Origin of the sequence: Arthrobacter sp. SAFR-044 (assembly GCF_051965175.1) — a bacterium.
GTDB lineage: Bacteria > Actinomycetota > Actinomycetes > Actinomycetales > Micrococcaceae > Arthrobacter.
The window spans coordinates 207,735-229,877 of sequence record NZ_JBQCMK010000004.1 but is presented as its reverse complement, the minus strand read 5'-3'; the positions used below and the strand labels follow the sequence as shown (position 1 = coordinate 229,877).

Sequence of the window (22,143 nt, the reverse complement as noted above, 5' to 3'; positions counted from 1 at the left end):
TTTCGGGTATGCCGACGTACCCGCAGCAACCTCCCTCCGGGCTCCCCAACGACCCCTACCGCGGCGACAACCGCCCCCTGCCCCAGCAGGCCAACCCCACCTGGATGGGCCACGTGCACCCGGAACATTACCGGGCTGCCCCGGGTCACCAGGGCCAGCCGCTGGCCGTCATGGTGCCTGCCCAGGCCCCGGGAACGGTGCTCCACGCGTCGCGCACCCGCGGCGGGCTGGTGGGGCTGTCGCTGGCCGGCGGCGTGCTTGCCTTCCTGAGCCTGTTCCTGGTGGTGCCGTTCCTTCTGTCCAATACCGGGGCCGCAGGGTTCCTGATTGGTTTCCTGGCATCCCTGGTCCCGCTGGCGTTGGTCCTGACGGCGGTCCACATCATCGACCGGTGGGAGCCGGAGCCGAAACGCCTGTTGTTCTTCGCCTTCACGTGGGGCGCGGCGGTCTCCGTCGCCGTCACCCTGCTGATCCAGCCATTCTTCGTCATTGCATTCCAGTTCACCGACCAGCCCGACCTGCAGACTTACATGGCAACAGTGCAGGCCCCCGTCGTCGAGGAATTTGCGAAGTCGCTTGGCCTGCTGATCCTCCTCCTCGCGGCGCGGCGGCAGTTCGACGGCCCCGTGGACGGCGTGGTGTTCGCATTCACCATCGCCGGCGGATTCGCCTTCACGGAGAACATCCTCTATTTCGGCCGGGCCATTGCGGAGTCCGCGTCACCGGCCAGCGACTTCGCCCAGGTCTTCTTCCTCCGTGGGGTCATGTCCCCGTTCGCACATGCCATCTTCACCGGCACCACCGGCCTTGTCATGGGTTTCGCCGCCCGGCGCTGGCACACCGGCGCCTCCGTGGGCGCGTTCTTCGTGGGACTGCTGCCGGCCATGTTCCTGCACAACAGGTGGAACAGCATGGGCCAGGGCTTCCTGCTGGACTACATCGTGGTCCAGGTGCCCATCTTCGTTCTGGCCGTGGGCGGCATCATCTTCCTGCGGGTGGCCGAGAAGCGGCTGACGCGCCAACGGCTGATGGAGTATTCGGCGGCGGGCTGGTTTACGCCGGCCGAGGTCCAGCTGATGGCCACTGTGGGCGGCCGGAGAACTGCCCTGGCCTGGGCTGCGAACTCCGGCCGGAAGCGGCAGATGAAGCAGTTCCTGAAGGCAGCCACCCAGCTTGCCAATACCCGGCAGCGCATCCTGAGCGGACGGGACGTGCCACTGCACCAGGCCGAGGAAAGGCAGCAGCTCCAGCGCATCCTCTCACTGCGGGCGGCCGTTGCCGGCTGAACCGGAACCCGTGGGAACGCGAAAGGGCCCCGCCGGCGGCGGGGCCCTTTCGCGTTGACCTGCGGGGAGGCTAGGCGAGCAGCGAAGGCTTCAGCTGCTGCAGCCGGCCCAGGAGGCCGTTGATGAACTGCGGAGACTCATCCGTGGACAAGGTCTTGGCCAGCGCAACAGCCTCGCTGACCGCCACGCCGTCAGGGACGTCGTCGTTGTACAAAAGCTCCCAGGTGCCGATGCGCAGGATGATGCGGTCTACGGACGGCATGCGCTCCAGGGTCCAGCCCTGTGAGTAGGTCTCAAGGAACTCATCGATGGCCGCCTGCTGGGACACGACCCCTTCGACGATTTCCAGGGTGTAGGGGTTGACCACCTGGTCGGTCTTTTCCCGGCGTGCCCGGAGCACGTCGAACGCCGAAACAGAGCGCTGCTCCGCTTCGAAAAGAACATCCAGTGCCCTGCTGCGGGCTTTACCGCGGGCGCTCACTACTCAGAAACCCGGCCCAGGTAGCTGCCGTCGCGGGTGTCCACCTTGACCTTGGTGTTGTTCTCGATGAACAGCGGGACCTGGATTTCGTAGCCGGTTTCCAGGGTGGCGGGCTTGGTGCCGGCCGAGGAGCGGTCGCCCTGCAGGCCCGGCTCCGTGTAGGTGATTTCGAGGACAACGCTCGGCGGCAGTTCGATGTAAAGGGGGTTGCCGTCGTGGATGGCGATGTTGACCATCTGGTTCTCGAGCATGAAGTTGGTGGCGTCGCCAACCGTGGCACCGGACACGGTGATCTGGTCATAATCGGAGGTGTCCATGAAGACGAAGTCCGCGCCGTCCTGGTACAGGTACTGGTAGTCGCGGCGGTCAACGGTTGCCGTTTCGATCTTGAGCCCGGCGTTGAACGTCTTGTCAACAACCTTGCCGGACATCACGTTCCGCATCTTGGTCCGGACAAAGGCACCGCCCTTGCCGGGCTTGACGTGCTGGAATTCGATGACGTTCCAGAGCTGGCCCTCGAGCTTCAGGACCGTTCCGTTCTTAATGTCGTTAGTGGTTGCCACTGGTTTCCTCTGGTTTCTTTGTCTGGCCGCGTGGTCAGATGCTGTATACCGGGCGGGCACGCCGAAACGGCCCGCCTGCACGTGTTTGTCAAAAATCGCGTGGATGCAAAAATTCCACAACCATTCTACCGGTAAATCCCGGCCGGCCTTTCCGGGCACACTGCCCGCCGGATCAGCAGGCCAGGTCCAGGACGTCCCGGGCCCGCTGCAGGGCCACGGTGGAAGAGTAGATCTGGGCGGCATCTGCGGACTGCGCCACCCTCAGGTCCAAGGCCTTGGAGAAGGACTCAACGGCCGCGGCGGTCTGTCCCGCGGCATACTGCGTCCGCCCCAGGTATTGCAGTGCCAGCGCTTCCCGTGAGGTTCCATGCACCTCGGCCACCAGCTGCCGGAACAGTTCGATGGCGCGGTCCATCCGGTGGGAGACGCTCAGCACCTCCGCCTCGAACACGCGCAGCCGGAATGACTCCGGATCCTTGAACCGGGCTTCGGCCAGCAGTTCGGCAGCGTCGGACGCGTGGCCCTCAACCAGCAGCACGAAGATCGGGTCGGCGGGATCAGTGGAGGCGGCCAGGGCGTCCCGGACGGCGTCCTCGTTCACGATCTGCGGCCGCAGGGAATCCGGGTTGATCCGGATGCCCGGGAACCCGGCCTCGGGCCAGTCGGCGGTTCCGCTTATATCGCCCTGCATCAGGAAGCAATTTCCTGGTAGGCCGCAAACAGCAGCGACGTGTCCGGGACGTCGAGGATTCCCGGTTTGGCGATGCCGTCCAGGACAACGAAGCGCAGCAGGTCGCCGCGGGACTTCTTGTCGCGGCGCATGCCGTCCAGCAGCCCCTGCCAGCGGTCCCGCCGGTAAGTGACCGGAAGCCCCAGCCCGTCCAGGATGCTCCGGTGCCGGTCGGCGTCGGCATCGCTGAGCCGCCCCACGCTGCGGGCAAGTTCCGCGGCGAACATCATGCCCACGGACACCGCGGCGCCGTGCCGCCAGGAGTAGCGTTCCACCAGTTCGATGGCGTGGCCCAGGGTGTGGCCGTAGTTCAGGATTTCCCGCAGCCCGGACTCCTTGAGGTCCTCGGAGACCACCTGCGCCTTCACGGCGATGGCCCGCTCGATCAGCTCGCGGAGCGCCTCGGACCGGGCGTCCACCACTGCGGCCGGGTCCTTTTCCACCAGGTCCAGAATGGCCGGATCAGCGATGAAACCACACTTGATCACCTCGGCCAGGCCGGAAATGATCTCGTTCTTCGGCAGCGTGTCCAGGGTGTCCAGGTCCGCCAGGACGGCGGCGGGCGGGTGGAAGGACCCCACCAGGTTCTTTCCTTCGGCAGTGTTGATGCCGGTCTTGCCGCCCACGGAGGCGTCCACCATGCCCAGGAGGCTGGTGGGCATGTGGATGACCTTGACGCCGCGCAACCAGGTGGCGGCGACGAAGCCGGCAAGGTCGGTGACTGCTCCCCCGCCCACGGCAACAATGGCGTCCGAACGCGTGAAGTCGTTCTGGCCCAGGACCTGCCAGCAGAATGCGGCCACCTGGATGTGCTTGCCCTCTTCCGCGTCCGGAATTTCGGCGGTGAGGGACGTGAAGCCGGCGGCGGCGAGTTCGTCGCGGACAGTATCACCGGTGAGGCGCAGGGCGCGGGGGTGGATCACCAGGACCCGGCGGACCCGCTCGCCCAGCAGCCCGGGAAGGTCACCAAGCAGGCCGCGCCCGACGACGACGCCGTAGTTGTTGCCGGCACCTTCGCCGGTGACGTTGATGACTGTTGATTGCGTGTTCACTTTTCAACTTCCTGTTTGGCAGCTGCGTGGTTCCGCAGTGCTGCTTCCAGCCGGCCGCCGAGCTCGGATACCGAGCCGTGGCGGACGTCCAGGGTAATGTCGGCCAGCCTCTCGTAGACCGGCCTGCGGGTGGCGAACATGGCCGTCCACCGGCCCATGGCGTCGCCCGCGAGGAGCGGACGGCCGGAGTTCCGGGCGATCCTGTCAACCACGGTATCGGCGTCGCACTCCAGGTACACAACGGTGCAGCGGCTGATGAGCTGCTGCGTGCCCGAGTCAAGTACCGCGCCGCCGCCCAGCGAGATAACGGTGGAGGTCCCTTCTGCTTCCTCTACGGCATCAGCCACGGTCCGGGCCTCGATCTCCCGGAACGCGTGCTCGCCGCGCCCTGCGAAGATATCGGCGATCGATCCATGGCCGGCAACGATCACCGCGTCGGTGTCGATGAACCGGGCCCCCAACTGCTGGGCGAGCTGCTGGCCGATGGCCGATTTGCCCACGGCCATGGGACCGATGAGCACTATCGGCCGGCCGCCGAGGGGCCCGGGACTGCTGCGGTGGGGCACTACTGGCCGATCGAGTCCAGGGATGCCGGGATGTTGTCCAGGTAACCCTTGATGTTGCGCGCGGTTTCCACCACTGAGTCACCACCGAACTTCTCGATGACGGCCTCAGCGAGTACCAGGGCCACCATGGCCTCGGCCACCACACCGGCAGCCGGAACCGCACAGACGTCGGAGCGCTGGTGGTGTGCCTTGGCCGGTTCGCCGGTGCTGACGTCGATGGTCCGCAGGGCACGCGGAACGGTGGCGATGGGCTTCATGGCTGCGCGCACCCGGAGGACGTCACCGATGCTCATGCCGCCCTCGATGCCGCCTGCGCGGTTGCTGGCCCGGACAATGCGGCCTTCGCCGTCCCTGACGATCTCGTCGTGCGCGGCGGAGCCACGGCGGGCGGCAGTGAGGAAGCCGTCGCCGACCTCCACCCCCTTGATGGCCTGGATGCCCATGAGTGCCGCGGCCAGCCGGCCGTCCAGCCGGCGGTCCCAGTGCACGTAGCTGCCCAGTCCCGGCGGCAGCCCGTAAGCGAGGACTTCCACCACGCCGCCCAGGGTTTCGCCTTCTTTGTGCGCGGCGTCCACCTCGGCCACCATGGCGTCCGAAGTTTCGCGGTCGAAGCAGCGCAAAGGATCAGAGTCCAGGGCAATGACGTCACCGGGCACAGGCAGCGGGCGGCCCTCCGGGACGGTCACGCTGGCGATGGACACGGTGTGGCTGACGAGTTCAATGCCGAGGTGCTTGAGGAACTGTGCGGCCACCGTGCCGAGCGCCACGCGGGTGGCCGTTTCGCGGGCGCTTGCACGCTCCAGCACCGGCCGGGCCTCATCGAAGCCGTATTTCTGCATGCCCGTGAAGTCGGCGTGCCCAGGACGCGGCCGGGTCAGGGGCGCGTTCCGTGCCTGGTCGGCGAGGAGTTCGGGCTCCACCGGGTCGGCGGACATGATCTGCTCCCACTTGGGCCATTCGCTGTTCGCCACCTGGATGGCGACGGGACCGCCCTGGGTCAGGCCGTGCCGGACGCCGCCGAGGATCGTGACCACGTCCTGCTCGAATTTCATCCGCGCACCGCGTCCATAGCCAAGCCGGCGGCGTGCCAGGGAGTCTGCGATGTGGCCCCCGGTGATTTCAACACCGGCGGGGACGCCTTCAATAATTCCCATCAGAGCCGGGCCATGGGATTCACCGGCAGTCAACCAACGCATAATTTCCATCCTGCCACGTAGGGCGGTCACAACGCCCGCCGGGCAAGGCCGACTGCGTCACACATCACATCTATGACAGCTGCATTAACGTCTTCCCCGCGCCGGGTGAAGAGCCGCACCTGTTCCACCGCCTGGTACAGGAGCATTTCCAGACCGGGCACCACGGCGCCGCCACCGGCCTGCCATACGGAGGCGATGAGGCTCGGCCACGGGTCGTAGGCGACGTCGAGGAGGACGCCGGGCGTCCTGGTCTTCAACGCCGCAATTTCCGCGGCGAGCCCGTCTGCCGCGCGGGGCGGCAGTGTGGAAATGACGACGTCGGCCTCCGCCGTGGGGCCGGCGGCACCTGCCAGCGGACGGACGTCGAGGTCCACGCCCAGGCTGTCCGCGGCGGAGCGGACGTCTGCTGTCCGGGAGGCATCGCGGACAAAGACCTGCACGGTCCCGGTGCCCAGCTCCTTCAGGGCTGCAACGGCTGATGCCGCTGTTCCACCACCGCCGAGGACGACGGCAGACGGTGCTGCCTGCGTGCCGGCGTGGCACAGGGCGTTGACGATGCCCGTCACGTCCGTGTTGGAGCCCACGGTCTTCACGCTGCCGGCGGATTCCTCGAACGTGACGGTGTTCACCACGCCGAGGGTGCGTGCCACACCCCGTACCTCGTCCACCTCGCCCAGCATGGCCGTCTTCAGCGGCATGGTCACCGAGAGCCCCCGCCAGCCCGGCTGGTTCCGTATCTGGCGCATGAAGGACGGCAGCAACGCCTCCGTCACGTCGATGGCTGTGTAGCTGATGCCCGCGCCCAGCTTCCCATAGGCTGAGAGGTGCAGCGCCGGGGACTTTGAGTGGCTGATGGGGTGGCCCAGGACGGCGGCCCGCAGGCTCATGTGCAGCGGCCCGCGTTGGCCTGGCACCACGCGTTGTACTGCTCCACGTAGGCGTTGTGTTCGGCAAGCGTCTTGGCGAACTTCGTTTCCTTGGTGTCCAGGTTGATGGTCACCCAGTACAGGTAGTCATTGGTCTTTGGCCGGGCGGCCGCGTCGATGGCGGTCTTGCCGGGTGAGCCGATGGGTCCTGGGGGCAGGCCGGGGTTTGCGTAGGTGTTGTACGGGTTGGACTTGTCCTGCCGCTGCTCATCGGTGAAGTTGAAGCTGCGGGTGCCAAGGCCGTAGGTGACGGCGGAGTCAACCTGCAGGAAGCCGCCGGTCTGGTCGTTGGGCTTGAGGCGGTTGTAGATGGCGCCGGCCACGTCGCCGTAGTCGGCCTGGCCACCCTCGGCTTGGACGATGCTTGCCACAATGACGGCCTCGTACTGCTTGGCAGGGTCGGTGATGCCCTGTGAAACCAGCTCATCGGTTGTGGCCTTCACCAGGGCCTGCAGGATGTCCTTGGCGGGGGTGCCGAGGGGGAACCGGTACTCGCCGGGCGCCAGGTAGCCTTCAAGGTTCTTGGCATTGGCGGGCAGGCCGAACTGGGCGGGTTGGTTGCTAAGCGCCTGCAACTGCTGCATGGACACTCCGGATCCCTCGGAGATCGCCTGCAAGGACTCGCTGATGCGCAGGCCCGCGCTTAGGGCAAAGTAGATGACTTTGGTCTTGTCCTTGCCAACCAGGATATTGACGGCATCCGCGTTCTTCATTTCGTTCTTGAAGACGTAGTCGCCCGGAGACAATGTTGCCCCTGAAGCGTGGAATGCCTGCATGAAAGTGTCAGCGTTGGCGACGACCCGCTGGTTTTCCAGTTCGGTGGCTACGGACCTGGTTCCTTCGCCGCTGGCTACGGTCACGTGCACCTCACCGGAGCCGGGACCGGGGAAGTCAGAGGGCTTGCCGCTGCCCAGGAGTGGCTTGAGGAACTGGGCGCCCACGGCTACTGCGGTCACAAAGACGGCCAGTGTCAGGAACAGTGCCAGCAGCCTGCGGCGGCGCCGCACCTTTTTGGACGGCCGCACTACCGGCGCTGCCGATGAACCTGGAAGCAGTTCGTGGCCCGCGTCCTGGTGCGGGCCGTGCGCATGGGGATCCTCGTGGTACCCGGCAGAGTGGTACGCATGGTCGTCGTGCACGCCTTCCTGGTGGTGCATGACGGGCTCGTGGTGAAGGTGCGCGTCGGCATGGTGTTCTTCCGGGACGACGTCGTGGTGCGCCAGGTCGTCATGGTCCACAAGGTCGTGGTGCTCAACGGTGTCGTGGTGCGCCAGGTCGTCGTGGTGCCCAACGGCGTCGTGGTCCACCAGGTCGTGGTGCCCGCCTGCATAGTGGACGTCGTCCGGGTGGTGCTGGACGCCGTCGTGCTCCTGGATGGACGGGGGCGCTTCCGGCGCGGCCGGAACATCACCGGCGGCGGGAAGCGGAGCGTATGTTGATTCGGCTGCGGGAGACGCGGCAGCCGGGGGCGATGCGGGCTCCGGCGGGACATCGCCGGATTCATAGGCCTGCTCGGGCACGGCATCGTGGCCTCCGGTATTGAGGCTCTTCTCCCGGGCCCGCAGTTCCTTGCGGGTCAGCGGCCTTGCGGCCCCGGGATCCAGCGGTCCGGAGGTGTCGTCAATGTTGGCAGGGCTCACTGTTGCCTTCCATTATCTGAAGATTGGGCCGTGTCGGCGGGGACGGCGCGGACGGGCTGGTCCACCCCACCGGCCCCCAGGTCCACGGACGGGGATGGCGCTGTCACGCGTGAGCCGACATCCGCTCCCCTGGCTTTCTGCATGTCGATGGCGTGCTGAAGAATACCGGCCGCCGCGACCTGATCAACTACTTTACGGTGATCCCTGCTGCTCATGCCAGCTTCATGCAGGTTCCGGTGGGCCGAAACGCTGCTGAGGCGTTCGTCCACCAGGTTGACCGGAACTGCCAGGCCACGGCCGGCAAGCTCGGCCGCAAGGAGCAGGGCGTAGTCCGTGGCCATCCTGGCCGAGGCGTGTTCCTCGCCCTTCATGGTCCTGGGCAGGCCAACAATGACCTGCACGGCGCCCAGCTCCTCCGCCAGCTTGGCGATGACGCGCACGTCCGAGTTTTTCCTGGCGTTCCGGTCAAGGGTCTTGTAGGGCGTGGCCAGGATCGAGTCCCGGTCGCAGATGGCCACGCCCACGCGGACGGTGCCGACGTCTACCCCCAGCTTCACGCCCTGGGGGTAGCCGCCGGCAGCAACAGCATCGGTCATGGCTGGATTATCGCCTGGAGATGGCGTCGACGACGGCGGCCAGCGCAGCGCCGACCTTTCCGGCATCGGTTCCGCCGCCCTGGGCAACGTCATCCTTGCCGCCGCCACCGCCACCGAGCACGCCGGCAGCAACCCGGACCAGGGCACCGGCCTTGACGCCGGCCTCCCTGGCTGCCTCGTTCGTGGCCACCAGGATCAGGGGGCGGTCGTTGGCGACGCCGGCCACGGCCACGGCGGCAGCCGCGGAACCGAGGCGGTTACGGAGGTCAAGGGCCAGGCCGCGCAGGTCGTCGGCCCCGCTGACGTTTCCTGCATCGTGGGCCACCACCCGGACGCCGGCGGCATCCTTGGCGCTGTCCACCAGCTGGGCGGCAACAGCGGCCAGCTGTTCCTTGCGGAGGCGGTCCAGTTCCTTTTCGGTGGCCTTGAGCTTGGCCAGGGTGGCGGAGATCCTGTCCGCGAGCTGGCCGGACGGAACCTTCAGCAGGTCGGTCAGCTCGGTCACCAGGGCGCGCTCAGCCGCAAGGTGGCGGAACGCCTCCATGCCAACGAACGCCTCCACGCGGCGGTTTCCTGAACCTACGGACTGCTCGCCCAGGAGGGACAGGCTGCCGATCAGCGAGGTGTTGGCGACATGCGTGCCGCCGCACAGCTCGCGCGACCACGCGCCGTCGATCTCCACGACGCGCACTTCGCTGCCGTAGTTCTCGCCGAAGAGCGCCATGGCACCCATGGCCTTGGCCTCGGCCAGCGCCATGATCTTCGTCTCCACCGTGTAGTGGTTGCGGATGGCAAGGTTGGAAACCTCTTCGATCTCGGACCGCGTGGCCGTGCTCAGGCCCTCGCCCCAGGCGAAGTCGAAGCGCAGGTAGCCGGCCTTGTTGAAGGAACCGCGCTGGGTGGCTTCCGGCCCGAGGATCTGGTGCAGGGCAGCGTGCACGATGTGCGTGCCGGTGTGCGCCTGCTCCGCGGCGTGCCGGCGTTCACGGTCGACGGCGGCGCGCACCAGGGAGTCGGCGCCGATTTCACCTTCGCGGACGATCGCCTTGTGCACGCTCAGTCCCTTCACGGGGCGCTGGACGTCGAGGACCTCGACGACGAAGCCGTCGCCGGTGATCAGGCCGGTGTCCGCGGCCTGGCCACCGGCCTCGGCGTAGAACGGGGTTTCGGCGAGCACGAGTTCGATCTCGTCGCCGGTGGCCGCCTGCTGGACCTGCCGGCCGGCGCTGAGCAGCCCGCGGACGCGTGACTCGCCTTCGAGTTCGGTGTAGCCGGTGAAGACGGTCTCGCCCTGGCCCAGGATCTCCTGGAAGACACTGACGTCGGCGTGGCCGCCCTTCTTGCCCTTGGCATCGGCCTGGGCGCGCTGGCGCTGTTCCTGCATGAGGCTGCGGAACGCTGCTTCGTCCACCTTCAGGCCGGCCTCTTCGGCCATCTCAAGGGTGAGGTCGATCGGGAAGCCGTAGGTGTCATGCAGGGTGAAGGCATCCTCGCCGGACAGCGGCTTGTTGGCTGCCTTGGATTCCTTGACTGCGTCCTCAAGCCGGGCAGTGCCGGACGCAATGGTACGCAGGAACGCCTTCTCTTCGGCGTAGGCAATGCGGCTGATCCGGTCGAAGTCGGTGGCCACCACGGGGTACACGCCCTTCATGGCGTCGCGGGAGGCCGGCAGCAGCTCCGGCAGGCAGGCCTGCTCAACGCCCAGGAGGCGCATGGAACGGACGGCACGGCGGATCAGGCGGCGCAGGACGTAGCCGCGCCCCTCGTTGGAAGGGGTCACACCGTCGGAGATCAGCATCAATGCCGAGCGGATGTGGTCGGCCACAACGCGCATCCGGACATCATCCGTGTGGTGGGGGTCGTCCTCGGTTTCCGCCGAGGTGTAGTCCTTGCCGGAGAGTTCCGCAGCCTTGTCGATCACGGGACGGACCTGGTCGGTCTCGTACATGTTCTCGACGCCCTGCAGGATCATCGCGAGGCGTTCCATGCCCAGGCCGGTGTCGATGTTCTTCTTGGGCAGCTCGCCCACAATGTCGAAGTCGACCTTGGAGCGCACGTTTTCGATCTGGTACTGCATGAACACCAGGTTCCAGATTTCGACGTAGCGGTTCTCGTCAGCCAGCGGCCCGCCTTCGACGCCGTAGGCCGGTCCACGGTCGTAGTAGATCTCGGAGCAGGGACCGGCCGGGCCGGGCTGGCCTGTTGACCAGTAGTTGTCCGACTTGCCCATGCGCTGGATGCGCTCAGCGGGGACGCCGGTGTTTTTCAGCCACAGTTCCTCGGCTTCGTCGTCCTCCTCGTAGACCGTCACCCACAGCCGCTCGGGCGGAAGGCCGTAGCCGCCGTCGTCAACGCTCTTGGTGAGCAGCTCCCAAGCGAACTTGATGGCGTCTTCCTTGAAGTAGTCGCCGAAGGAGAAGTTGCCGCACATCTGGAAGAAGGTGCCGTGGCGGGCAGTCTTGCCCACTTCCTCGATGTCGCCGGTGCGGATGCACTTCTGGACACTGGTGGCGCGGGAGTAGGGCGCTTCCTCGCGGGCGGTGAGGTAGGGAATGAACGGGACCATCCCGGCCACCGTGAACAGCAGCGAGGGGTCGCTGGAGACCAGCGATGCGGAGGGAACCGCCGTGTGGCCCTTGCTGACAAAAAAGTCCACCCAGCGCTTTGTGATCTCCTGCGACTTCATGAGCTGTTTACTTACCCTTCTTGGTCCGCGCCGCCGGGCGGCACGGGAATTTCGTTCAGGTGGCGGGATCCCGGGTAGGGGGTCCTGCCGGTTGTCGGCTTGCTGCCAGTGACATGCCCGTTCGGGCTTAGCGGCGGACCACTTCCGCGGACTCGATGCCCAGGGCGGTCCTCAGGTCGGTTTCCCGTTCCCGCATTCCTGCGCGGACGGCGTCGGCGAAGTCGTAGACCCCGTCGGCCAGCCGTCCCACCGTGCGGTTGAGGCCCTCCGGCCCTAGGGTGGCCTGCGCCTGGCTCACTTTTCGGAAGGCAATGACGCCGATGGCCACGCCGATTCCCATCCAGACAATTCTTTTCATGTTTATTCTTTTCGGATCTAGCGGCTGCGGCGCCCGGCGGCGGGCTTCCGGCGGTTGGCGAAGGCACTGCGGACGCCGTAGCTGAAGGCGGCAACCTTGATCAGCGGCGAACCAACGGTTGCAGCGACCAGCGAGGACAGTGCGGAGATGTTGGCGGACGCATCCGAGACGTTCGACGAGATGCCGTCCACCTTCTTCAGCTGCTGGTTGGTGGTGGAAACGGTTGCCGTGACCTCGTCCATCAGGGGCGTCGCGCCGTCGCTGAGGGACCTGATGGTGGTCCGTACCTCATCGAGGACTTTTCCAAGCTTCAGGATGGGGACCGCAAGCAGCAGGACCAGGAGCGCGAACACCCCGGCAGCGATCAGGCCGGCAATATCGCCACCAGACATAGACGTTCATCTCCTCGAAATTCCGTGGGTGGGTTCCATCCTGCGTACGCCCGCAAGGGGCGCTGCGCAGATGTCCCCCAAGTACCTTACATACAAAGAAGCCCGCGGCGCTTGCCACGGGCTTCTTTGGGTACGCTGCTGGGATTTAGCGTGCGTAGAATTCGACGACGAGCTGCTCTTCGCAGGTCACCGGGATCTCGGAACGCTTGGGGCGGCGGACCAGGCGGGCCTGCAGGGCTTCCAGCTTGACGTCCAGGTAGGCCGGAACGGCAGGCAGGACGTCGCGGTGGGCGCCGGCTGCGGCAACCTGGAGCGGAACCATGGTCTCGCTGCGGCTGTGGACGTGGACCAGCTGGCCCTCGCCGACGCGGAACGACGGACGGTCAACGCGGACGCCGTCAACCATGATGTGGCGGTGCACAACCAGCTGGCGGGCCTGGGCGATGGTGCGGGCGAAGCCGGCACGCAGGACCAGGGCGTCAAGGCGCATTTCGAGCAGTTCGATGAGGTTCTCACCGGTCAGGCCCTTGGTGCGGCGGGCTTCCTCGAAGGCACGGGTCATCTGTGCTTCGCGGATGCCGTACTGGGCGCGCAGGCGCTGCTTTTCGCGCAGGCGTACGGCGTAGTCGGAGTCCTGCTTCTTGCGGGCACGGCCATGCTCACCGGGGCCGTACGGGCGGCGCTCCATGTACTTGGCGGCCTTGGGGGTCAGAGCAATGCCGAGGGACCGCGAGAGGCGGGCCTGACGGCGAGCACGAGTGTTGTTAGCCACTTGTGTCCTTCCAATATCTGCGGTGTGTCAGTGTTACTGGCCTCCACGATGGAGAGCATCGGCCAACCGCTGCCTTTTGCTACTGGGCACAGGGCATAACCTTGCCAACCTGAATTGGGGAGATTGTGCGTCCGCGCCTTGCCAGACAAAGATTCAGCTTACCACGCCCCTACTTGCCCCGGACAATTCTCCGCAGGCGCTCCAGCCGTTGGGCAATGTCCCGTTCAGCGCCGTTGCCGGTGGGCTGGTAGTAGTCCCGGCCCACCAGGTCATCCGGCGGGTACTGCTGGGTGGCCACCGCGTGCGGCGCGTCGTGGGCGTACTTATAGCCGACGCCGTGGCCCAGTTGCTTGGATCCCGGATAGTGGGCATCGCGAAGGTGCGCTGGAATTCCGACGCCGAGGCCGGCCCGCACGTCCGCGATCGCTTTGTTGATGCCCATGTAGGCGGCGTTCGACTTCGGGGCGGTGGCGAGGTGGACCACGGCCTCGGCCAGGATGATCCGGCCCTCGGGCATGCCGATCAGCTGCACCGCCTGGGCTGCTGCCACGGCGGTCTGCAGCGCCGTGGGGTCTGCCATGCCTACGTCCTCCGCCGCGGAGATGACGATCCTCCGGGCCACGAACCGGGGGTCCTCCCCCGCCTCGAGCATCCGGGCCAGGTAGTGCAGGGCCGCGTCCACGTCCGATCCCCTGATTGATTTGATGAAGGCGCTGGTTACGTCGTAATGCTGGTCGCCGGCGCGGTCATAGCGGACGGCGGCCGCATCCAGGGCGCGCTCGGTGTGGCGCAGCTCCACGGTGACCGGCTCCTCGGAGGCAGGTTCGGAAGGTGCGCCTTCCTCCCCCACTGAACGTTCGACGTCGTCCGCGTCACCAAAAGCGACGCCGGCCGCGGCCTCCAGGGCGGTAAGCGCCCGGCGGGCGTCGCCGCCGGACAGCCGGACCAGGTGTTCCAGCGCGTCATCGCTGAGCCGGACCTTGCCGCCCAGCCCGCGCGGGTCCTCCACGGCCCGCACGAGGAGGCCCTCGATGTCGGCGTCGGTCAAGGGCTTGAGCGTGAGGAGCAGGGAGCGGGACAGCAGCGGCGAGACAACAGAGAAGGAGGGATTTTCGGTGGTGGCAGCCACCAGGACCACCCAGCGGTTTTCGACGCCGGGCAGCAGGGCGTCCTGCTGTGCCTTGTTGAAGCGGTGGATTTCATCGAGGAACAGCACGGTGGTCGTTTTGTACAGGTCTCGGGCCGTCAGGGCGTCGTCCATGACGCGGCGGACGTCTTTGACGCCGGCGGTGATGGCGGACAGCTCAACGAACTTCCGGCCGGGCCCGCGCGCAATCACGTGCGCCAGGGTGGTCTTACCGGTGCCGGGAGGGCCCCAGAGGATCAGGGAGCTGGGTCCGGCCGGACCGGCGGCATCAGCGCCTGCCCCGGCTGCCAGCTGCCGCAGCGGCGACCCCTGGCCAAGCAGGTGCTGCTGGCCCACCACTTCGTCCAGGGTGCGGGGCCGCATGCGTACGGCAAGCGGACTCCGCGGCGAAGCCGCACCGCGCGAACCCGGACCCCGGGCACCCTGCCCCCGGGAACCGGGGGTTTCCCCCGCGACGGGACCATCGTCGTCGTCGTTTTCTGGCCCGTTGCCGAAGAGATCATCCACATAGATAGGCTACTTCCAGTCCACCGCTGCTTTTCCCCAACGCCCCAAGGAAGGCCCCATGCCTGCCTCTGCTTCCGCCGGGAGCCCGACCTCGGTCCGGACTGCCTTCGTGTCCGGTCCCCGGCTGTCCGGCTGGGCTGAGCGTTTCGGTTCTTCCCACGGCGGCTACCGGTTGCAGGATGGCGAAGACGGCCTCCGCCTTGTGGCAGGCGACGGCACCGAGGCGCTCCTGCAGGCGCCGTGGCGGGCAGACGGACGTCCTGGCCGGGGCAGCGGTCCGCTGGAGCGTCTCGCATCCCTGGCATCGCAGCCGCGCCGGCTGGGGCTGCTCCTGGTGCGCCGGGGCGGTTACGGCGTCGCCGTGGCAAGTGAAGGCATGCTCCTGGCGTCCAAGGCAGGGACCCGGTATGTGCAGTCCCGCACTGCGGCGGGCGGGCAGTCCCAGCAGCGGTTTGCCCGCCGCCGTTCCAACCAGGCGGACGCCCTGGTGGCGGCCGTGGCACAGCAGGCGGCGGAAGTCTTCCGCACGGCAGCTTTCGAGTACGTGGTGCCCGGCGGCGACAGGGCCCTGGCTGACCTGGTCCTCCAGGACCCCGCCCTGCGTGATTACGCCCGCCTGCCCCGCCTCCCCTACCTGGACGTCGCCGAGCCCCGCGCAGCCGTGTTGAAGAAGGCCGCGGCAGATGCCTGCTCGGTGCGGGTTACGGTGACGGATCCGGCGGTTTAGCCGGCCGTCCTTGTTGTCAGCAACCAGTGGGTGCGCGCCGGGGGCGTTCCTGCCGGTACAGGTAGCGGCAGGTTTCTCGGAAACCGGCCTTCGCATAAAGTTCCTGGGCGCCATGGTTCGCCGCTGTGACCAGCAGCCAGAAGCCGTCTATGCCCTGCTCGCTACCGGCCTGCAGCAGGGCCTGAACGATGACAGCCGCAAAGCCCTGCCGACGGGCTTGCGGCAGGGTGGCCATGCAGTACAGGCCGCCCTTCCGGCTGCGGGTGGGAAGGGCAAGGCGCCCGACGGCGGCGGCCCGGCCATCGCCGTCACGAACCAGGGCATACACCGAGGGACAGCCCTTGAGGATGGTTTCGGCGACGGACAGGGAGTCCTCCCCGCCGCGGCCGTCCACTTGCCACCAGACCCGCAGCCATTCCCCTGACGGCTCCGATGAGAGTTCCACCGCCGGCCTGGCGCCTGCGGGAATCCGTGTGTCCATCGCGCTGCGGGTCATGACCAGGGTTTCGGACTGGCGGCTGAAGCCCTCCAAGTCCAGCAGCTGGTGAAGCGCAGACGCTGCTGGGGTGTCGAAGAGCTGGAAGATGACCGGCAGCCGGCGGCTGCGGTACCAGGCCCTGGCATCCCTGAGCAGGCCCGGGAGGTCGTCGCTGCACTGTTCGTCACTGCACTGTTTGTCACTGGAAGGTGCACTGCGTGGCCAGATGGAGTTGGCCCTCTGGGTGACGCCTGCGGCGGCCCGAAGCATCCAGCCTCCGGCATCATGGCGTTCCAGAGCGGGCCACGCTGCGTCCATGGCGGCTTCAAGGCCGGAGGGTACGGGCTGGACCCGGTTCGGTGTGGCCACAGGGCTGTCCTTCCTTAACGGCAGGAGGTCCCCCGGGCGGACCGGGGAACCTCCAATGATTGCGGCCTGGGGCCGCTGGCCGTGTACTACTGCTTGTCTTCGGGTTTCTTCGCGTCCGGCTTTTTGGCCTCGGGCTTGAAGTCCACGCCGGCCTCCTTGCGCTGCTGGGGCGTGATGGGGGCCGGAGCTTCCGTGAGGGGGTCGTGGCCGCCGCCGGACTTCGGGAAGGCGATGACGTCGCGGATGGACTCGACTCCTGCCAGCAGCGACACCACACGGTCCCAGCCGAAGGCGATACCGCCGTGCGGGGGTGCGCCGTACTTGAAGCCCTCCAGCAGGAACCCGAACTTGGTCTGCGCGTCTTCCTTGTCCAGGCCCATCAGTTCGAAGACGCGCTCCTGCACGTCGCGCTGGTGGATACGGATGGAACCGCCGCCGATTTCGTTGCCGTTGCAGACAATGTCGTAGGCGTAGGAGAGTGCCGACTCGGGATCCTTGTCGAACGTGTCAAGGAATTCCGGCTTGGGCGAGGTGAAGGCGTGGTGCACGGCGGTCCACTGGCCTCCGCCGACAGCGACATCGCCGGAGGCAACGGCAGCGGCGGCGGGCTCGAACATGGGCGCGTCCACCACCCAGCAGAAAGCCCAGTCGGTGGGATCGATCAGGCCGGTGCGGTGGCCGATTTCCACCCGGGCAGCACCCAGGAGGGCCCGCGACGGGGTCTTCTCCCCCGCGGCGAAGAAAATGCAGTCGCCGGGCTTGGCGCCCACGGCGTCGGCCAGTCCCGCACGTTCGATCTCGGTGAGGTTCTTCGCCACCGGGCCCGCGAGCTCGCCGTCCTCCTTGTACAGGACGTAGGCAAGGCCCTTGGCGCCGCGCTGCTTGGCCCATTCCTGCCAGGCGTCCAGGGCGCGGCGTGCCTGGGAAGCACCGCCGGGCATGACCACGGCACCCACATAGGGGGCCTTGAACACGCCGAAGTTGGTGTCTTTGAAGAATTCGGTGAGCTCGGTCAGTTCCTGGCCAAAGCGGAGGTCCGGCTTGTCCGAGCCGTAGCGTGCCATGGCGTCGGCGTAGGTGATCCGCTGGATGGGGGTGGGGATGTCGGCGCCGATGAGCTGCCACACTGCCTTGACGATGTTCTCGCCCAGCCGGATGATGTCGTCCTGGTCAACGAAGCTGGCCTCGATGTCCAGCTGGGTGAATTCCGGCTGGCGGTCCGCACGGAAGTCCTCGTCCCGGTAGCAGCGTGCAATCTGGTAGTACTTCTCGAACCCGCCCACCTGCAGCAGCTGCTTGAAGAGCTGCGGGGACTGCGGAAGGGCGTACCAGGAACCCGGCGCCAGGCGTGCCGGAACCAGGAAGTCACGGGCGCCTTCCGGCGTCGAACGCGTCAGCGTGGGCGTTTCGATCTCCACGAAGCCCTCCTGGTGGAGCAGGTCGCGCGCCACCCGGTTGGCTTCGGAGCGGAGGCGCAGGTTGCGGCTGGGGCCGGGACGGCGCAGGTCCAGGTAGCGGTGCTTGAGGCGGGCTTCCTCGCCCACCTCGACGTGTTCGTCAATCTGGAACGGCAGGGGGTCGGAGGTGTTGAGGATGGTGACGTCCTCGGCGATGACCTCGATCCCGCCGGTGGCCAGCGCGGGGTTCTCGTTGCCTTCCGGACGCTTGGACACGGTTCCCGTGACCTGCAGGACGTACTCGTTGCGCAGTCCGTGGAACACTTCTTCCTCGCGGACCACCACCTGGGCCACGCCGGAAGCATCGCGAAGGTCAACGAATGCCACACCACCGTGATCACGACGGCGGCCCACCCAGCCGGCCAGGGTTACGGTTTGTCCAATGTGCTCGGAACGAAGGGATCCGAGGTCATGTGTGCGCAGCACAGCACGCCTTTCTGCGGGAAAACAGTGGGAAGTTCAATATGATCGTTGCGGGAACGATCCCGTCCGAGTTTACCCGCTGGAAGGAGAATGCCGCCGCATGGGCGAACCGCAGCAGCTGCAGCGCAGGCTCGGGACCTTCGACGCCACCGCCATCGGGCTCGGGTCCATGCTCGGCGCCGGGGTATTTGTGGTCTTCGCTCCGGCCGCCGCGCTGGCCGGAAACCTGCTGGTCCTGTCGGTACTTGTCGCGGGAGTGGTGGCATACTGCAACGCCGTGGCGTCTGCCGCCCTCGCCGCCAGGTATCCCACCAGCGGCGGAACCTACGTGTACGGCCGGAAACAGCTCGGCGAGTGGCCGGGCTTCTTGGCCGGCTGGGGTTTCGTCACAGGCAAGACGGCCTCCTGCGCGGCCATGGCGTTGACGTTCGGCAGCTATGTGTCCCGGGATTATGAGGTCCCGGTCGCTGTGGCCGCCGTCGTGGCGCTCACAGCTGTTAATCTGCTCGGTATCACCCGGACCGCCCTGCTGACGCGGATCCTGCTGTGCATGGTCCTGGCAACGCTGGTGTTCGTTGCCATCGCCGCCGTGCTGGGCCCGCACGCCGGGGCGGAACTTGCCGGGCCGCCGTCGGGTAATCCGGCGGGTGTCCTGCCGGCGGCCGGCCTCATGTTTTTCGCGTTCGCCGGTTATGCCCGGATCGCCACGCTGGGCGAAGAGGTCAGGAATCCGGCGCGGACCATCCCCCGGGCCATTTTGGCGGCCCTGGCGGGCGCTTTTGCGATATATCTGCTGCTGGCAGTGCTCCTGTTGGCCCACCTCGGAGGGCGGCTTGCCCTGTCCGGAACACCGCTGCTGGACGCTGTTCTGGATTCCCGCCTGGCCGTTGCCGCGCCACTGGTGCAGGCGGGCGCAGCCGCCGCGTGCCTGGGCGCCCTCCTCGCGCTGATCACGGGCGTGGGGCGGACCACCCTCGCCATGGCGCGGGAAGGTGACCTTCCAGGCCCGCTGGCAAGGCTGGGCGGCACCCATACCGTTCCGTTCGTGGCGGAACTTGCCGTGGCCGCCGTCGTCATCCTGCTGCTGCTGACCACCAACGTGATGACGGTGGTGGGCTTCTCAAGCTTCGGCGTGCTGGTGTATTACGCAGTGGCGAACGCGTCCGCCTTCACCCTGGCGAGCCACCCCGGCTACGCTCCCCGCTGGCTGAACGCCGTGGGTTTCCTGGGATGCATCGTCCTGGCCTTCACCTTGCCGGCGGCCTCGGTCCTGACCATGGCAGCCGTTCTCGGGGCCGGTCTGGCCGGGCGCTGGCTGGTGCTGCGTTTCCGGCAGCACCAGCCCAGGCCCTAAGTGTCCGGCTAGACCGAAGCTGCTGCGGTCGCGGTTGTCTCCACCTGCACCGTCAGGTCCTCCACCGGCGGCATCCAGGTTTCGGGGGCGGCCAGCACCTGTTCGCCGGTGCGGATGTCCTTGACCTGGTGCGTGCCGTCCTCGTCAGTGAACCAGACGAACGGGATCCCCCGCCGGTCGGCGAACTTGATCTGCTTGCCGAACTTCTCGGCCTTGGCCGCCACTTCGGTGGGAATCCCCCGGCTGCGCAGCAGGGCGGCGACGTCCTGGGCACCGCCCCAGCTGTCGTCGTGGTTCAGGGCCACCAGCACTGCGGTGGGAACCGAGCGGGAGGCTTTGGCCAGGTCCTGGCTCAGGATCCGGGAAACCAGGCGGGTGACGCCGATGGACAGGCCGACGCCCGGGAACTTCCGGTTGCCTTTGGACGCCAGGGCGTCGTACCGGCCGCCGGAGCAGATGGAGCCAAGCTGTTCGTGGCCCACCAGCACGGTTTCCACCACGGTGCCCGTGTAATAGTCCAGTCCGCGGGCGATGCTGAGGTCTGCCAGGACCTTGCCGGGAGCCCGCTGGACGGCGGCGTCGATGACCTGTTCGAGTTCGTCCAGGCCTTCATCCAGGAGATCGTTGCTGACGCCCAAGGCCCGGACCTGCGCCACGAAGGACGTGTCTTCCGTGCGGATGGCTGCAAGCTGCAGCGCCTTGGCGGCCTGGTCATCAGAAGCGCCCAGTTCGCTCTTCAGCAGTTCGGCCACCTTGGCGGGACCGATCTTTTCAAGCTTGTCGATACTCCGGAGCACGCCTGCAGTGTCATCGAGGCCGATGCCGCGGTAGAACCCTTCGGCGAGCTTGCGGTTGTTGATCCGGAGCCGGAAGTCGGGGATGGGCAGGGCACTGAGGGCCTCGGCGATGACCAGCGCAATCTCGACGTCGTAACGGAACGGAAGCTCGCCGTCGCCCACCACGTCGATGTCCGCCTGCGTGAACTCGCGGGCCCGGCCTTCCTGGGGCCGCTCGCCGCGCCACACCTTCTGGATTTGGTAGCGGCGGAACGGGAAAGCGAGGTAGCCGGCGTTTTCCACGACGTAGCGGGCAAAGGGAACCGTCAGGTCAAAATGCAGGGCCAGCGCGTTGGGATCCGCCTTGCCGCCCTTGACGGGGTTGTCGCTCTCGTCCTCCTGGAGCCGGCTGAGTCCGTACACTTCCTTGTCGATCTCCCCCTTGCGGAGCAGCTGGCCCACCGTCTCCACTGCCCGGGTTTCGATCGAGGTGAACCCGTGCAGCTCAAAGATCCGGCGCAGGGTATCGAGCACATGCAGCTCCACCAGCCGCTCCTCGGGAAGCCACTCGGGGAATCCGGACAGGGAGGCTGTGCGTGCCATGGGGAAGGTTCTCCTTAGGGATGGAAGGCGCGGCGGCACTGGCGGCCACACCGTTCAAAGACGGGGTTCGGCGGCAGCACAGCCAGCCATGCATAAACTATGTGCGGCAGCCAGTTTATGCGTCATCCGTGTGCATCTCTAATGCGGCGGACCTGCACGGCCTGGCTTGTATTTCCTGCGCGCCGCGGCCAACCCCGGGGCACCAGCAGCCCGACGATGAGGAGGACCCTTGCCGGCCAGTCCACGCAGTGCCCGCGAAACGAGACGGCGCATCCAGCAAATGGAAGCCAAGCGTGACCTCCGGCGCGACCAGGAGAAGCGGCGCAAGCGCGACAACTTCGTGGCCGCCGGTGCGGGAACCGCCGCCGTTGTGCTCGCCGTCGTCCTTCAACTCACGGCGTTCGCCGGGAACCCGACCGAGGACGAGTATGCGGCCGCGCAGGCAGGGCTGACGGAGCCATCCGCTTCGGCCAGCGCGTCCGCCACTCCATCCGCTGCGGCAACCAACGGGCCGAACATCCCGGCCGCGGACACCGCCGCGGGCAAGACGTTCACTGGCCAACTGCTGCTGAACGGCAGCCCGCTCGGCGTGGAGGTGGACGGAACCAAGGCTCCGCAGGCCGCCGCCGTCTTCAAGTCCCTCAGCGACGAAGGCTACTTCAACGGCAAGACGTGCCACCGCCTCACCACCGGGGAACAATTCGGCGTACTGCAGTGCGGTTCACCCACTGGCGACGGCCAGGGTGACCCCAACTACACATGGGGTCCGCTGGAGAACACCCCCGCTGACAACATGTACCCCGCCGGCACCATCGCCGTGGCCCGTACCGGCAACAATGCCTACGGCAACGGGACACAGTTCTTCATTGTCTACAAGGACACAGCCATCCCGGCAGACGCTGCGGGCGGCTACACCGTGGTGGGCAAAGTGACCTCGGGGCTTGACGTGGTGGCGAACATTGCTGCCGCAGGCATCACGCCGGGAGCCAGCGACACGGACGGCGCGCCAAAACAACCAGTCACGATAGACTCGTTTTCTCTGAAGTAGGAGCCGGGCC

21 protein-coding genes are annotated in these 22,143 nt (G+C 67.0%); 4 read left to right on the top strand and 17 right to left on the bottom strand.

The annotated features are described in order from the left end of the window. The first annotated feature begins 8 nt into the window (after nucleotides 1-8). A complete protein-coding gene (locus tag ACTHQS_RS08420) occupies nucleotides 9-1,286 on the top strand; it encodes a PrsW family intramembrane metalloprotease (RefSeq protein WP_440167750.1) in 1,278 nt (425 codons plus the stop codon). Between the two features lie 70 nt (nucleotides 1,287-1,356). On the opposite strand, the gene nusB is transcribed toward ACTHQS_RS08420, so the two are convergent. From nusB to ACTHQS_RS08350, 14 genes are all read right to left on the bottom strand, one after another. Then, the gene (gene nusB, locus ACTHQS_RS08415; RefSeq protein WP_141160348.1) at nucleotides 1,357-1,767 is read right to left on the bottom strand and encodes a transcription antitermination factor NusB; all 411 of its coding nucleotides are present in this window, start codon (nucleotides 1,765-1,767) and stop codon (nucleotides 1,357-1,359) included. Further along, the gene (gene efp / locus ACTHQS_RS08410; RefSeq protein WP_141160347.1) at nucleotides 1,767-2,330 is read right to left on the bottom strand and encodes an elongation factor P; all 564 of its coding nucleotides are present in this window, start codon (nucleotides 2,328-2,330) and stop codon (nucleotides 1,767-1,769) included. The genes nusB and efp overlap by 1 nt, the downstream gene beginning before the upstream one ends. A 172-nt stretch (nucleotides 2,331-2,502) precedes the next feature. Beyond that, the gene (locus ACTHQS_RS08405) at nucleotides 2,503-3,021 is read right to left on the bottom strand and encodes a tetratricopeptide repeat protein (RefSeq protein ID WP_440167747.1); all 519 of its coding nucleotides are present in this window, start codon (nucleotides 3,019-3,021) and stop codon (nucleotides 2,503-2,505) included. Next, a complete protein-coding gene (gene aroB / locus ACTHQS_RS08400; protein WP_440167745.1) occupies nucleotides 3,021-4,112 on the bottom strand; it encodes a 3-dehydroquinate synthase in 1,092 nt (363 codons plus the stop codon). The genes ACTHQS_RS08405 and aroB overlap by 1 nt, the downstream gene beginning before the upstream one ends. Next, nucleotides 4,109-4,678 (bottom strand): shikimate kinase, encoded by a 570-nt coding sequence (locus ACTHQS_RS08395; protein ID WP_440167743.1) that lies wholly within the window; start codon nucleotides 4,676-4,678, stop codon nucleotides 4,109-4,111. Before ACTHQS_RS08395 ends, aroB begins: the two co-directional genes overlap by 4 nt. Further along, the gene (gene aroC / locus ACTHQS_RS08390) at nucleotides 4,678-5,877 is read right to left on the bottom strand and encodes a chorismate synthase (RefSeq protein ID WP_440168013.1); all 1,200 of its coding nucleotides are present in this window, start codon (nucleotides 5,875-5,877) and stop codon (nucleotides 4,678-4,680) included. Before aroC ends, ACTHQS_RS08395 begins: the two co-directional genes overlap by 1 nt. Nucleotides 5,878-5,900: 23 nt before the next feature. After that, the gene (locus ACTHQS_RS08385; protein ID WP_440168012.1) at nucleotides 5,901-6,761 is read right to left on the bottom strand and encodes a shikimate dehydrogenase; all 861 of its coding nucleotides are present in this window, start codon (nucleotides 6,759-6,761) and stop codon (nucleotides 5,901-5,903) included. Beyond that, nucleotides 6,758-8,440, bottom strand: a complete 1,683-nt coding sequence (mltG, locus tag ACTHQS_RS08380; protein ID WP_440167741.1) for an endolytic transglycosylase MltG — start codon at nucleotides 8,438-8,440, stop codon at nucleotides 6,758-6,760. The genes ACTHQS_RS08385 and mltG overlap by 4 nt, the downstream gene beginning before the upstream one ends. Then, the gene (ruvX, locus tag ACTHQS_RS08375) at nucleotides 8,437-9,036 is read right to left on the bottom strand and encodes a Holliday junction resolvase RuvX (protein WP_440167739.1); all 600 of its coding nucleotides are present in this window, start codon (nucleotides 9,034-9,036) and stop codon (nucleotides 8,437-8,439) included. The genes mltG and ruvX overlap by 4 nt, the downstream gene beginning before the upstream one ends. 7 nt (nucleotides 9,037-9,043) lie before the next feature. Then, nucleotides 9,044-11,722 carry an alanine--tRNA ligase gene (alaS, locus tag ACTHQS_RS08370; protein WP_440167737.1) on the bottom strand — a complete coding sequence of 893 codons (2,679 nt, stop codon included), beginning with the start codon at nucleotides 11,720-11,722 and terminating at the stop codon, nucleotides 9,044-9,046. A 127-nt stretch (nucleotides 11,723-11,849) separates the two neighbouring features. Then, complete coding sequence (locus ACTHQS_RS08365) at nucleotides 11,850-12,080, bottom strand: DUF6167 family protein (RefSeq protein ID WP_440167736.1); 231 nt, start codon at nucleotides 12,078-12,080, stop codon at nucleotides 11,850-11,852. 17 nt (nucleotides 12,081-12,097) lie between these two features. Continuing rightward, entirely contained in the window at nucleotides 12,098-12,472 is a 375-nt protein-coding gene (locus ACTHQS_RS08360) for a DUF948 domain-containing protein (protein ID WP_440167734.1), read from the bottom strand. A 145-nt stretch (nucleotides 12,473-12,617) separates the two neighbouring features. Continuing rightward, on the bottom strand, nucleotides 12,618-13,244 hold the full coding sequence (gene rpsD, locus ACTHQS_RS08355) for a 30S ribosomal protein S4 (protein ID WP_009357431.1): 627 nt from the start codon (nucleotides 13,242-13,244) through the stop codon (nucleotides 12,618-12,620). A gap of 169 nt (nucleotides 13,245-13,413) precedes the next feature. Next, nucleotides 13,414-14,898, bottom strand: coding sequence for a replication-associated recombination protein A (locus tag ACTHQS_RS08350; protein WP_440167732.1), 1,485 nt, complete (start codon nucleotides 14,896-14,898; stop codon nucleotides 13,414-13,416). 58 nt (nucleotides 14,899-14,956) lie between these two features. Here ACTHQS_RS08350 and ACTHQS_RS08345 point away from each other — a divergent pair, with 58 nt between their 5' ends. Continuing rightward, on the top strand, nucleotides 14,957-15,625 hold the full coding sequence (locus ACTHQS_RS08345; protein ID WP_440167730.1) for an acVLRF1 family peptidyl-tRNA hydrolase: 669 nt from the start codon (nucleotides 14,957-14,959) through the stop codon (nucleotides 15,623-15,625). A 16-nt stretch (nucleotides 15,626-15,641) separates the two neighbouring features. Here the strand turns inward: ACTHQS_RS08345 and ACTHQS_RS08340 are convergent, their stop codons facing one another. Together ACTHQS_RS08340 and aspS are read right to left on the bottom strand one after the other, a co-directional pair. Next, on the bottom strand, nucleotides 15,642-16,421 hold the full coding sequence (locus ACTHQS_RS08340) for a GNAT family N-acetyltransferase (protein ID WP_440168010.1): 780 nt from the start codon (nucleotides 16,419-16,421) through the stop codon (nucleotides 15,642-15,644). Nucleotides 16,422-16,558: 137 nt separating this feature from the next. Beyond that, nucleotides 16,559-18,355 (bottom strand): aspartate--tRNA ligase, encoded by a 1,797-nt coding sequence (gene aspS, locus ACTHQS_RS08335; protein ID WP_440167728.1) that lies wholly within the window; start codon nucleotides 18,353-18,355, stop codon nucleotides 16,559-16,561. Between the two features lie 97 nt (nucleotides 18,356-18,452). Here aspS and ACTHQS_RS08330 point away from each other — a divergent pair, with 97 nt between their 5' ends. After that, nucleotides 18,453-19,706 carry an APC family permease gene (locus tag ACTHQS_RS08330; RefSeq protein WP_440167726.1) on the top strand — a complete coding sequence of 418 codons (1,254 nt, stop codon included), beginning with the start codon at nucleotides 18,453-18,455 and terminating at the stop codon, nucleotides 19,704-19,706. An 8-nt stretch (nucleotides 19,707-19,714) separates the two neighbouring features. Here the strand turns inward: ACTHQS_RS08330 and hisS are convergent, their stop codons facing one another. Beyond that, complete coding sequence (gene hisS, locus ACTHQS_RS08325) at nucleotides 19,715-21,085, bottom strand: histidine--tRNA ligase (protein ID WP_440167724.1); 1,371 nt, start codon at nucleotides 21,083-21,085, stop codon at nucleotides 19,715-19,717. A gap of 229 nt (nucleotides 21,086-21,314) precedes the next feature. Here hisS and ACTHQS_RS08320 point away from each other — a divergent pair, with 229 nt between their 5' ends. Then, a complete protein-coding gene (locus ACTHQS_RS08320) occupies nucleotides 21,315-22,133 on the top strand; it encodes a peptidylprolyl isomerase (protein ID WP_440167722.1) in 819 nt (272 codons plus the stop codon). Nucleotides 22,134-22,143: the final 10 nt, after the last annotated feature.